The 13,519-nt window shown below is 35.9% G+C and carries 7 protein-coding genes; 4 read left to right on the top strand and 3 right to left on the bottom strand.

Translation table 11 applies throughout. From position 1 onward, the window contains the following. Positions 1 to 206 precede the first annotated feature (206 nt). Positions 207 to 791 (top strand): hypothetical protein, encoded by a 585-nt coding sequence (locus tag MT391_RS00745; protein ID WP_166371371.1) that lies wholly within the window; start codon positions 207 to 209, stop codon positions 789 to 791. 258 nt (positions 792 to 1,049) lie between these two features. On the opposite strand, the gene MT391_RS00740 is transcribed toward MT391_RS00745, so the two are convergent. Further along, positions 1,050 to 1,517, bottom strand: a complete 468-nt coding sequence (locus MT391_RS00740) for a hypothetical protein (protein WP_166371369.1) — start codon at positions 1,515 to 1,517, stop codon at positions 1,050 to 1,052. Between the two features lie 547 nt (positions 1,518 to 2,064). Here MT391_RS00740 and MT391_RS00735 point away from each other — a divergent pair. Further along, complete coding sequence (locus MT391_RS00735; protein WP_499496611.1) at positions 2,065 to 2,853, top strand: LEA/WHy family protein; 789 nt, start codon at positions 2,065 to 2,067, stop codon at positions 2,851 to 2,853. Positions 2,854 to 2,997: 144 nt separating this feature from the next. On the opposite strand, the gene MT391_RS00730 is transcribed toward MT391_RS00735, so the two are convergent. Together MT391_RS00730 and MT391_RS00725 are read right to left on the bottom strand one after the other, a co-directional pair. Continuing rightward, positions 2,998 to 4,491, bottom strand: a complete 1,494-nt coding sequence (locus tag MT391_RS00730) for an MATE family efflux transporter (protein WP_499496695.1) — start codon at positions 4,489 to 4,491, stop codon at positions 2,998 to 3,000. Between the two features lie 547 nt (positions 4,492 to 5,038). Then, the gene (locus MT391_RS00725; RefSeq protein ID WP_499496610.1) at positions 5,039 to 6,622 is read right to left on the bottom strand and encodes a polysaccharide lyase family 7 protein; all 1,584 of its coding nucleotides are present in this window, start codon (positions 6,620 to 6,622) and stop codon (positions 5,039 to 5,041) included. Between the two features lie 859 nt (positions 6,623 to 7,481). Here MT391_RS00725 and MT391_RS00720 point away from each other — a divergent pair. Continuing rightward, positions 7,482 to 9,533: a bifunctional 2',3'-cyclic-nucleotide 2'-phosphodiesterase/3'-nucleotidase gene (locus tag MT391_RS00720; protein ID WP_499496609.1), complete on the top strand. Its 2,052-nt coding sequence runs from the start codon at positions 7,482 to 7,484 to the stop codon at positions 9,531 to 9,533. A gap of 694 nt (positions 9,534 to 10,227) precedes the next feature. Then, positions 10,228 to 13,437: a pullulanase-type alpha-1,6-glucosidase gene (gene pulA / locus MT391_RS00715; protein ID WP_499496608.1), complete on the top strand. Its 3,210-nt coding sequence runs from the start codon at positions 10,228 to 10,230 to the stop codon at positions 13,435 to 13,437. Positions 13,438 to 13,519: the final 82 nt, after the last annotated feature.

Genomic DNA, 13,519 nt, shown 5'->3' with positions numbered 1-13,519 from the left:
CTGCTGTTCCTTGATTCCCAAAAGCAATTGTAACCATGAGATTAAATTGTTATCGATTTTAATAAGTAAAATACCACGATCAAAACTGCTACTTACATTTGTCATACAAAATATAGTAAAAACGAGAAGTGAAGTATATTTTTAGCCTGTATATACCTGTTAAACCTAGGTAAGATAGGTACCTTAATTTTATCAAGGAGTTACAAATGAACATGTTGGATGAAGTAATAAATATTTTGACCTATTACCATGGTGAAAATAATTTTAATATGAATCCTCTTGTGCCACAAGAAATCGAGCATTATGCACGCGCTGTTTTAGATATTCCTGACCAAGAATATATCTTAGCCGCAATGCGTACCTCATTTACTCAGTTTCATAGGGGGTTAATCATTGGTAAAGATGCAATATATTGGCGCAATGACCATAAAATACTTACCACCGTTAATCAATTAAGTTGGAAAGAACTCAGCCAGCAAAGAAAAGATTTCCGTGCCCGTAGGCGGATTGTGGAATTAGGTAATGGTGCAGTGTTTGATAATATAGGTTCACTCAATAAAACCAGTACTATCATCAATATACTGGATTTATTAATCGATAAATATGATCAGCAAGAGAATGATAGTAATGGGTTCATTTTTGACGAAGACAGTTTATCAAAATTGATAAAATCTATTCCAGACAATAAAGCCGCCATTAAAGCTGAAAGTGCAGATAGCGCCTCAAATGCTGAAACAATTAGTTTTGCCTCCATCATTTCAAGCATGTTTAAAAAACTACTAGGTCGTTAGTACATAACTTGATAGTCCGCCTACTATTTTTACTATGCCTAATATAGATAGGAACGCGTTAAACACGGTTCCTTAACAGTTATTAGTTTGCTAAAAATAGTGATCATGTCAATGTAATGAATGCATTAAATCGCATTGACACAATATAGACCTTACATTTTTCCTTATACTGAATATCCACAGTACTAGGAATGCACGCACTGTAATATTTGCTTTTATTAAATAATAAATGTGTTGTTATTACTTGAATTCAATAAATTAAAAAAATAAACCATGTGCGCCAGCTACACCACAAAAAACAGCAATTAAACTAACTGAAAGCAATATAGTATGCATCAACTGTAAATAGAAAAATGCTTTTTCAGTATTCTTTTCAGCTTGTTGATGAAACCACCGATGTAAAATAAGCGGCTCCAAGAGAAACAATACTAAGGTAAAAATAAACCAGACAAAAATCATAATATGAATCCACCAGTTCATTGTTGACCATGCATTCATCACATCTAGCATGTAAAAACCGGAAATACCTGTTATAACCGTTGTTAATTTAGCCTGAAAGCCAAACTTACCCTCAAGCATTTCAAATAGATGCAATTTATTATCGATAGACTTTGCACTACGGATAGATGGAATCAAAACCGTAGTAACAAATGCAACACCACCAATCCACATTACAATTGCAACAATATGCAATGCTCTTGCAATGATAAAATTATTGTACTCCATGACGATCTCCTAAAAGCTGTAAGTTATAATCGTTTTTATTTAGGCAACAATAACAAAAACTGCTTTTTAATCAATTGACTAAGTAACGTATCATTGATTAAAAACAAACTTATGGTCAATACAGGATCTGAACTCAAGTAATAAGATAAATGAAGTTTTATTTTTATACTTGGTTAGGCTCTATTGACCATCAGGTTTATTTGTAAAGAACGATAGGTTTCCCGGACACAAGTGAGCATATAAAGTTGACCTTATATCGCAAGTCAATCACTTAAGTGGACAAAGATTCTATATAAGTAATGAAGAAATTATTATTTTTCATAACAATTGTTTATAACTAGGTTGAGCTTTTGACTTGTTTAATTCATGCAATATTTTTATCTTGTTCTTATTTCAATTCAAAGAACTAACTATTGATTCTGTTATAATAAATGTTGAAAACTATAAATAATAAGTTGTAACCCATGATATGGGGTATCAACATTGCGCTATTCAACAACGAGTTGTAAATACTGCTTTACTAGAACTTAAATTAACAGGAAAAATTATGATTAAAAATTTAATAGTTGTTGCCATGATAACTTTGGTATCAGGATGTTCAACATTAACAGAAGGTCTTTTTAAACAACCACAAGTAGGTTACAAATCAATTGCACTAGGTGAAGTATCAATGGATCGTATTGAACTGAACCCTACATTTACTATTACCAACGAGAATGGTTATCCTATTCCTGTGAATTCCATTAGCTATGAACTTTCACTGAATAATGAAAAAATGTTGAATGGTGAAACCGATGCCATAGGCACTTTACCTGCAAATTGTGATAAAGATGTCAGTCTTTCGATTGCACTTACTCAAGAAACGCTAACATCCTTACAGCAGTTATTATTTAAAAATAGAAAATTAGATTATCAAGTGAAGGGTAATGTAAATACTCTCGGTCTACCAATTCCATTTGAAAAATCTGCGACTTTATATATACCAGAATTAACTATCGCAGATATGAAAGTGGTTAACGCTAGCTTTTCACAATTAGACATTGTTTTAAGTGTTGATGTAGACAACCAAAATGATTTCAATTTACCACTTGATGACCTAACATATTCAGTGTCTTCAAAGGGTAATGATCTCTTTAAAGGCGCACTAACGAGTCAAAAAATTAGTACTGGTAAAAGCAGCTTACAACTACCACTAAGTATCAAACCAAGTGATATGTTTAGCAATGTATTTTCTATGCTGACGAATCCAGATTTACCGTTACACTTTGAAATTAGCTCGCCGTTGTTTACTAAATCTTATGATCAAACAATCAATCTTAGTAGTCTTTTAAAGTAGCAGTCTTTTAAATTAATTTAGAAGATTGGGGTCATCGTTGATGACACCTTATAAAAAGGTATTGATCATTAATATTCATCGTAGATCCTTGCGATGAATATTATTTTTAACGGATTTTATTTTCAAATAGCCAATTAATCTTAATCAGCTTTTAGTTGTTTCTTTTCCCTCAATAACTTCGATATCCTTTAATTGCTGTTCAGTTAGGCATTCATCAGTATCGGAACACAGATAGATACGGCTAGAAGAAAATGGGGTTAAAGGGAGTACAGAATTAAGACTTATATCATCCTCTTGCTCACATTGCATTTTCGGATCATCACCTAATTTATTTAATATACGTAATGACCAACACCATGCAATTAAACCGAACAATATAGACCCAACGGCCTGCCCAGCAACAACACCTAACGCACCAAACCATTGTCCTCCAAAATAAACAAATGGAATAGTACCTATTGTTGCCTTGCCTATATTCATCATTGTCGATGTACTAGGAAAGCCTAAATTATTAAATGTTGCATTAGCAATAAAGATTAGGCCGTTAAAAACAAACACAATAGATAGCCATGTACAATAGAAACGAATCATCTCTTCGGCATCGCCCTGCGCACCAAAAATAGAGATTATTTGATTTTGTATCAGAAAAATAATCAAGGCGACAATAATTACGTATGCAGCTGTAAACTCGATAGCTCGTTTGCTAGTTAGGCGAACTCTATCATATAACAAGGCACCAAAATTTTGTCCGATAATCGGGCCAACAGCACCGGAAATGGAAAAGATCATTCCAAATGCAACCGGTAATAAACGCCCTATTACTGCCCATCCAGCAACAAATCCATCTCCGAATCCAGCAATCATCATAGTGACATAAGCATTACCAATAGGCGTGGCAATATTGGTACTCATTGCAGGAATGGCAACATTGAAAATTTCTTTTTGATCAGCTAACCAATGTTTAATATTAAATGTGCCCATTAGTTTATGTACTTTAGTCACCCCATAAATGGCAACAAAAGCAACAGCAAAGCGAGCGATAACTGAAGCAATTGCCGCACCGTGTAAGCCAAGATCAAAGGTAAATATAAATAACGGATCTAACAGTGCATTAACACCCCCACCAGCTAACGTTGTATACATTGCAAGTTTTGCATCTCCTACCGAACGTAAAGCAGCACCAGCATTCATGCCCAAACATAAAATAGGCAGTGACGGTAATAATATGCGTAAATATTCAACCGCTAGTTGATGTGTTTCTCCCTTTGCGCCAATTAAACTGACTAATTCAGGCGTGAAGTACCAAGTTACTGCTGCCACTAATGCACTGATAATGAACCCTGTACCGAGTATGTTAATGACTAATCGTCGTGCCTTTTCTCGATCTTGCTGCCCGATAGCTTTTGATACCAAAGCCGACATTGCAATTGATAAACCAATACTGATAGAAGTTGTGAAAAATGCAATCGTGCCGGCATAACCAACCGCTGCAGCTAGTTCGGTTTCACCTAACAAACTGATAAAGAAAAGGTCCGCTAAATCGACCAAAAATAATGCTGTTAATCCAATTGCATTAGTCGATGACATAACAATAATATGGTTAAAAATATTACCTGTAACAAACTTACCTTTTACCATTTGCGCACTACCATTTAAGAATGAATTTAATAAAACAATTTGAAGAAATGCTATTACAGCACTTTTAATGTTGTATTTGAATGAATAGATAACAATTAAAGTGCTGAGCATAGAAGACAAAGACGGTAATTATCGCAATTTAATTAAATATTAGAGCAAATACTAGGCATAAACAGTGTAGGATTTTTATCTTTTATATAAAAACATAAATGCAGAAGTGATAAATTTAAGCAACAAAATTGATAAGATCTTTAATGGATTTAATATAACTTATAATACACTTTTATTTATAATCTTAGATTCAAATAATAAGTAACAAGTATTTAAATCATCTATAAAGAGTGAAATGAAGAATGAGAAATTATCGTAGCTAGTCCAAAGCAATTTAAAATATAAAGCCAGTAAAGGTACTGGCTTTATGTTCATTATTAGTAAAATATTCAATATTAGTTAAATAATCAATAGTTAAACGTTATCAAAAATTAAGACCCTGTAATGATTAATAGGGTCTTATTTACAGATTCATTATTTACAAAGTCGATTGTTACTATTTATATTGATCATGTGATGCTTTAATTTTGTAGAATGTTGCTTGAACATAATCTTCTGGGTCACCACTATTATTCTGGTTATATGCCCCTACTTTAAAGTACATGTAACGACCACCTTGGTCATAACCACTTTTGCTCATATCAACAACTTGAACTGCATCTTCTTTTCCATCACGTTTTACTGTCACCGTCATGGTATTACCTTGAACTTTGATTTGGTACGAGAATACTTCACCTAACGCAATACCATCGTCAACTTCACCACTTAAATCACCTACTAAACTAAAGTAATTATCTGAACCTTCCAAGGTATTTTCATGTGCAAAGTAAACAGAACCAGTATCTCTGTTTGGTAATTTACGGTAGTAAAGACGAATAGGTTCATCATCTTGATCATGGATTTGACCGATAATAAAACGACCTACTTGGCCTAATTCACCTGTTGAAGTGGTACTATCAACTTTCATTGTGACATCTAACACACCGTCTACACCGCCAGCGGCTTTAAGATCAGCTTCTGGCGCACTGCCAAATACCCAGTTGTTTTTGTTAACACCTTTGGTAGAAATAGATTTATCTCCTCGGCGTAACATTTCGCGCAACTCTGTACGAGTGTATTTAGTATTTTTAGACGTACGAGTACCTTTAACAAAAGTTTTAATCACTAAACCGCCATCATCCGCAGTATAAAAAAGTTCAGGTTGTTCATAACCTTGGTTTAAATACCACTCATTAACGTCGTCAGGTTTTCCATTTTTATCATGGTCAAAGGGTTGTGATAAATACCAAGTGGTTAAATCGAAGTTTTCTCCAGGTTTGTTACCCGCTAATGGCACGGCTGGAATAGTCGGTGATTTTAACGGTACATCCCACCATACTTTTTTACTACAATCAGAGATGGCTGAATCACATTTTAATGGCACGTGCGTACCAAAATCTCCCAATCGTAATGCTTTCATTTTTGCTTTTTCTTTCGCTTTTTTGGCTTTTGCAGCCTTATCTAAAATTTTGTTTTCAGCTTCATTAGCAGCAATTACATCAGGTGTAATAAACTCATTAGCAAGACATGTATTCACAGCACAATTTAACGCATAAAATTCAGTAACGCTGTTCCACATGTTTTTAGTATTACCATGGCCAACATACTTAACATAACGGGCTTTTACTGCTGTAAATGGAAAACGCTCTATCGAAGTAACTTTACCCGATGATTTAACACCTTCTAGCACCGTTTTCCATGTACTCCCATCTTCACTGACCAAAATATCGAAGTTACTAGAACGCTGATGGCCTTTAGAAAAAGCAATACGCACTGCATCAAATTCTGCCACTTGACCATAATCAAGCACAGCCCAAGAATTATCACCACTAGCAGACCAACGCGTTGAAATATCACCATCAATTAAACGATCTGGGCCGTTGCCATCATGCACACTTGATTCAGTTGCTACCACAGATAGCGGGGCCTGTGTACCAGCAAGGTTAATTGGACCTGTTAGTGCATTATCCGTTGTCGCACAACCAGACAATGCGATAGCAATAGAAGTACTTAGTACAAAACTCAATTTTCCGTTTTTCATTGTATCCCTCATTTTCTTATCTTTTAATAATTAAATAATACTTTTAAATTAGATTATGTATTTACTCTGTCATACTTAAAGTTGATCAATCTATTGGATTTTATTTTTCAACAACTAGCGTACCGCAAGATTTTATACACAGCATTGTTGTTTGTTAGAAAGTCTTAACTAGATCTCAATTTAGAGATTCAAAGGGTAAAGAAGTTAGACTAGCACCTCACAAAAACTCAATAAATACAGCATTCCACATAAGATAAAAACAAATTTTCAAATATTATCACTTGAAAAGTGATCATTAAAATTACATTAATTATAATCAATTTATGAATTAAAAATAGATAATATCTATCATTCAATAAGGAGTAATAATTAATATGATAATCCATAAAATGATACTTTAGTTGATACAACTGTCATCTAATGCAAATCAAAAAAACTTTATTTGTAATTAATTATTGAAGGTAAGTATTAAAGTTAAGTACTAAGGTTAACTAATGAGGGTAAGTAATAAAGTTATTAAACGAGGTTGGTTGTACATTAACGGCTATTGAGAATTACATTATTATTAAATATATGCCCTGACTTTACCAACCAAGGAACATTGAGTTGAAAAATTTACCCACATATTTTGTTATGCTTTGTAATTAAAAAGATAGCAAAATTCATTAATATAAACTTCCTCACGTTTTATCTTGTTTTGCTAGTGAACAATCACCTGCAGCGATAAACGATCAAAAGTAACCGATTAACAATCACTTAGTTAAAAATGACTCGTTAATAAAGAGACCATTCTTCGACTTTCTACGAACTAATAACCGTTTAGTAACAACCCTTATTTTTCAATAAAAAGGAATATACTTTGAACAAAACACTTCTTGCCGTAATGATTTCATCAGCATTCGCAATGTCAGGATGTCAGTCTTTAGATAATACCTATTCTGCACAATTACGTGTACTTGAAACCTCCGATATTCATGCCAATGTCATGGATTATGATTACTATCAAACCAAACAAGATATCACCATTGGTTTAGCTCGCACAGCAAGCCTAATCAAAGCCGCACGTGCAGAGTCTGAAAATACCTTGCTTGTGGATAATGGAGACCTTTTACATGGCAGCCCGATGGGGGACTATATTGCCAGTGAATTTAAAAAAGGTAATGAGTTCTCCACCCACCCTACTCACAAAGCTATGAATTTATTGAATTACGAGGTCGGTAATATTGGTAATCATGAGTTTAACTACGGTCTCAACTTTCTAAACAAAGCAATTAACAAAGCAAATTTCCCTTACATTAACGCTAACGTTTATTGTGAATCCGATTGTTGGGAGGGTAAAAAAACAGGTGATAACCTTTTTACTCCTTTCATAATCAAAAAGACTCCTATTATCGATGATCAAGATATTGAAAGAACTATTAACATCGGTTACATCGGCTTTGTTCCACCTCAAATATTACAATGGGATAAACAAAATCTTGAAGGTAAAGTAACAGTAAAAGGGATCGTAGAATCGGCTGAAAAGTTCATTCCCGAAATGAAAGCACAAGGTGCTGACATTATTATCGCTATTCCTCACTCAGGTATTGGTTCCAGCGAAAATCCAAGTGATATTCATGCTGAAAATGCAACCTACGCATTAACCACCGTAAAAGGCATTGATGCAATTATGTTTGGGCATAGTCACTCTGTTTTTCCAAGTCAACAATTTGCTGATTTACCTAACGTAGACATTGCTAAAGGCCTCATTAATGGTGTACCTGCGGTAATGCCTGGTCGATGGGGTGATAACCTAGGGGTGATTGATTTTGATCTACAATACAGTAATCAAACTTGGTCAATTAAAAGTGCTAAATCAGAATCACGCCAAATCTATCAACGTAATGAAGCGGGGAGTAAAGTAGCAGTTGTAGAGGCTGATAAAGCTATCCATGATGCTGTTGCTGATGAACATAAAGGTACTTTAGCCTTTGTAAATGCACCCATTGGTAAAGCCACCAGTGATATGTATAGCTTTCTAACCTTGGTGCAAGATGATCCAACAGTGCAAATTGTATCAAATGCGCAACTACAATATGTTAAGGATCAAGTCGCTGCATCAGATAACAGTTCGCTTAAAGGATTGCCTATATTATCTGCGGCGGCACCATTTAAAGCCGGTGGCCGTCATAGTGCTGCTTCAGATGGTGATGCTTTTGTACAAGTGCCAAAGGGAGCATTGACCTATAAAAATGCAGCGGATTTATATCTGTATCCTAATACCGTGGTAGCACTTAAAATTACAGGGGCTCAATTAAAAGATTGGTTAGAATGCAGCGCCAATCAATTTAATCAAATCGACAAACACAGTAGCTCGCCGCAATATTTAATTAACTGGAAAGATCACCGTACCTATAACTTCGACGTGATCGATGGTGTCACCTACAAAATAGATGTCACCCAAGCCAGTAAGTTTGACAGTAATTGTACAGTGATTGACCCTACGGCAGAAAGAATTGTTGGACTTACTTACACGGATCAGCAAGGCCAAAAGATAACGGGTGAGCAATTAGAAAAACAACAGTTTATTGTCGGTACCAATAACTACAGAGCCTTTGGTGGGAAATTTGCTGGTACAGGTGCTAACTATGTTGTAATGGAACAACCCGATACCAACCGCGATGTGCTTGCCGCTTATATCACTTCACAAACCAATACTCAGGGTGCGGTTAATCCTTCAGCTGACAATAACTGGGATTTTGTAGATATTATAACGCCTACAAAACTTGATATTCGCTTTGAAACTCAAGACAGTGAAACGGCGGATCACTTCATCAAAACCTATGCTCAACGTTCACTCACTAAAAGAGCAAAGCAAGACGAACTAGGTTTTGCGGTCTACAATATCCAACTGAGTAAAAAAGCGCAGTAAAGTATCAGCTATAGCAATTACTATTTAAGGTACTAAATCATGCTCTAACTGAGTAATGGCTTTAGGTTGATAAGTCATTAGATGAGTAACGGAAAGTCATTTCCGTTACTCATTCTATTAAATCTGCTATCAAGTATCTGAGTAAACATTGCAGAGTACAAATTCAATTGATTTGTATCTGGATACTCGTGAATTGATAGCGCCCTTTCCACAGCGTCTAACTCCAATAAATTCATTAAAAGCAATAATCAATTATAAATAGCAATCACCTATTTCAAGTAATAATCTATTGTAGATAGCGATCTATTATTAGTACAAACCACCTTCGCCCTTTTATTCGTCATTCCACCTACCATATAAATGTTTATCGATGGGAGATGACTTACATGTTTAAAAAATAGTAAAGCTCACATATTTACTTGTTCCTAAGCCTTCAATAAGTGATACAAACAACATTTTCAATTTTTTGCATCATATATCCCCCCTTCTACACCTCCTCAATATTAGCTAACAATGGAGGAGGTCCACCAATTAAAATCCCAATAACATAATGCCTGATACAAGGAAGATGAAGTAACAGTACTTATGACTTGATCCACTTCACTAAGGGAGCTAATCAGCGCTTTCTTTACGATCAAAAAAAGTCGTTATTTTTACTTCATTCAATATTTATTTATGCCAATGGGACATCTATATGAAATTTAAACTCAGTACGTTAGCACGCTATACAATGCCTTTATTAATAGCTTCAACACTGACAGCATGTATCGAGAGTAGTAACTCCACGGATAAAATACCTATTGAAAAAGATCCAATTGATCAAACGTCTATAGACGCAATTAAAGCAAAGGAAAATGAGGCGGTAATCTATGTCATGTCGGACACAGTAAATCGCTTAGATACCACGCTACACGTCTGGAATAATGAGACTTGTAGTGCCCTTGATGGTGAGAACATTCAAGGATTTGAAATTTGGGATCAAGGTGTTGCTGCAACCGGTGAAGATGAAAACGGTGTCTATTGGGTTTTGCCATTATCAAAACAAACCGCACAAGATTGTGTTAATTTTATTGTCAGAGCGAATGGTAGCCAATCAGCTGACTTAACATTATCTTTTGCCAGTATTGCAGATCGTCAAGGTTTTGTAAGCGCGGATTTAACCACAATTTTAGATGATCCCAACGATACTATTACCGCAAAATTAGAAGATCTAAAAGGTGCATTGATTAATGCTAACACTATCGCATGGGAAGTCGGTGACGCCGCTTCTTATGAATTGCATTACCTCGCCGATGGTGGCTTTAGCATCGACAACGCGAGTGGTGAAATAAAGCCATCAACCATCTCCATGACATTAACAGAAAATGCGCGTTTACCTGCTAATGCAAGTAAACGGTATAAGAATTATCGTGCATTTGAATTTACTATTCCAGATGAGACAACCTTGTCCATTGACACATTAGTGTCTGGCCAATTAGTGCTAGTAGCTAAAAATACCGAAGGCACAATCCTTGAAGTTACAGGCGTACAACTTGCACCTGCATTAGATGCAATTTATGCCACGGGCGATACTGGTGCACAAACCGAACAATTAGGTGCCATCGTCAATGGTGATAGCACAACATTTAAACTATGGGCTCCAACAGCAAAAGAAGTATCACTCTACCTCTATGATCAAAACTTCGTTCAAGTCGGACAAGCTATATCAATGACACGAAAAGCCAATGGCACATGGAATACAGATGACATCTCCAATACCCTTGGCCTTTATTATCGTTATCAAGTCAGTGTTTATCATGCTGCGTTAAATAGCATTGAAACATTACAAGTGACGGACCCGTACTCACTGAGTTTATCGGCTAACAGCCACTATTCACAGATAGTTGATTTAGAAAACCAAGGTAAACCTAGCGGTTGGGATGCTCAATCTATTACATCTGTTGCAGAGCCAGAGCAGTTACTCATTTATGAAACACACCTTCGTGATTTAACCTCAGCAGTTGATGATGGCGGCACTGATGCATTAGACGGTAAATACCTTGCCATCACAGAGCAAGATAGAGCGAGTTATAAACAATTAGTATCACTGGCTGATAATGGAATGAACGTTATTCACTTGATGAATATGTTCGATATCGCCACGGTCAATGAAGATCCGGCACAGCAAGTTCAATTAGATGACACAGTCGCTAAATTATGTGAAATAAATGACTCTGCAGCGATTTGTAATCAAGGAATAAGCGGTTCAACAATACGGGATGTGCTTGCAGGATATGATCCTTCGACAGGAGATGCGCAAGCTTTACTCAACGACTTAAGGGCTTATGACAGTTTTAACTGGGGGTATGATCCTTTTCATTACACAACACCTGAAGGCAGTTATGCAACGAATGCAAACGGCATCACAAGGGTCAAAGAATATCGTACGTTGATTATGCAACTACATGAAATGGGTTATCGAGTAGTGATGGATGTTGTTTACAATCATACCAACTCAGCAGGCACTAATGATAAATCAGTATTGGATAAAATAGTACCGGGCTATTATCAACGCCTTAATGCAGCTGGCGCAATTGAAACCTCAACCTGTTGTTCGAATACAGCCACGGAACATATCATGATGGGCAAGCTAATGACTGACTCATTAGTTACTTGGGCAACGCAATACAAAATTGATGGTTTCCGTTTCGACTTAATGGGACATCAACCAAAACAGTTAATGATTGATTCACTTAATGCTGTTCAAGCCGTTGATCAAGATAATTACTTTTATGGTGAAGGTTGGAACTTTGGGGAAGTAGCTAATGATGCTTTATTCGTACAAGCTACACAGTCAAATATGGCGGGTACCGGCATTGGCACATTTTCAGACCGCTTACGTGATGCAGTTCGAGGAGGAGGCCCCTTCGATAGCGGAAATGATCTACGTAAAAACCAGGGATTTACCACCGCAGGATTATGGAATGAACTTCAAGAAGATCTTACTGCAGCTTCACTCAAGATTAGAAAAGACGGAGATATGATCCGTTTAGGTATGGCAGGCAACCTCGCTAACTTTAAATTGATAGATCAAACGGGCGCAGTTAAACAAGGTAAAGAGATTGATTACAACGGCCAGCAAGCAGGTTATACCTTAGATCCGCAAGAAAACATATCCTATGTTTCAAAGCATGATAACCAAACACTTTGGGATAATAATATGTACAAAGTAGCATCACAGGTAACTTCTGAGCAACGAGCACAAATGCAAATATTATCACTCAGTATCAATGTGTTGGGTCAAGGAATTCCGTTTCTACACATGGGGTCTGAATTATTGCGCTCAAAATCAATGCAACGCGATAGTTATGATTCAGGCGACTGGTTTAATACAGTCAATTTCGATATGAGTAATAATAATTGGAATGTGGGTTTACCAAGACAAGATAAAGATGGTGATAACTGGCCTTTAATTCAAACAATCATTGAAGATCCTCAGGCTCAACCTACCAGTGCTGATATAAAATGGACCGATACACGATTTAAAGAACTTTTGAAAATTCGTACTAGTTCCCCTTTATTTAGCTTGCCCACTGAAGAAGAAATACAAGCACGCGTTGATTTCCAAAATACAGGTTCAGATTCAATAACAGGATTAATAGTAATGAGTATTGATGATGGGACAACGGCAGGCATAGATTTAGACCCTAATATAGAAGCCATCGTGACTATTATTAATGCGACTAATGAACAACAGGTATTTCCCATTTCAGACGCTAATAACTTTACATTACATCCTAGCTTAGTCGACAGTAGTGCATCATTTATAGAAGGTACATTTACTGTACCGGCCTTATCGACTGCGGTATTTATTAAACCACAGGACGAATCTCAAGGGTTGGGACTTTCTGTTAAACAAAAGTAGAAAACGCATTATTTCGATTACGAATTTAAGCTTTTATTAAAAAATAGCCGCTTAGATCAGAAAATATTAATTAAATTAAAAG

It is taken from the genome of Vibrio sp. 1-Bac 57, from assembly GCF_037546855.1.
Lineage (GTDB): Bacteria > Pseudomonadota > Gammaproteobacteria > Enterobacterales > Psychromonadaceae > Psychromonas.
This window is presented reverse-complemented; position numbering and strand designations above follow the sequence as displayed.

Coding starts and splice junctions, on each gene's coding strand:
- MT391_RS00730 (WP_499496695.1), bottom strand. CDS start 4,491: ATGGTAAAAGGTAAGTTTGTTACAGGTAATATTTTTAACCATATTATT.
- MT391_RS00725 (WP_499496610.1), bottom strand. CDS start 6,622: ATGAAAAACGGAAAATTGAGTTTTGTACTAAGTACTTCTATTGCTATC.
- pulA (WP_499496608.1), top strand. CDS start 10,228: ATGAAATTTAAACTCAGTACGTTAGCACGCTATACAATGCCTTTATTA.
- MT391_RS00745 (WP_166371371.1), top strand. CDS start 207: ATGAACATGTTGGATGAAGTAATAAATATTTTGACCTATTACCATGGT.
- MT391_RS00740 (WP_166371369.1), bottom strand. CDS start 1,517: ATGGAGTACAATAATTTTATCATTGCAAGAGCATTGCATATTGTTGCA.
- MT391_RS00735 (WP_499496611.1), top strand. CDS start 2,065: ATGATTAAAAATTTAATAGTTGTTGCCATGATAACTTTGGTATCAGGA.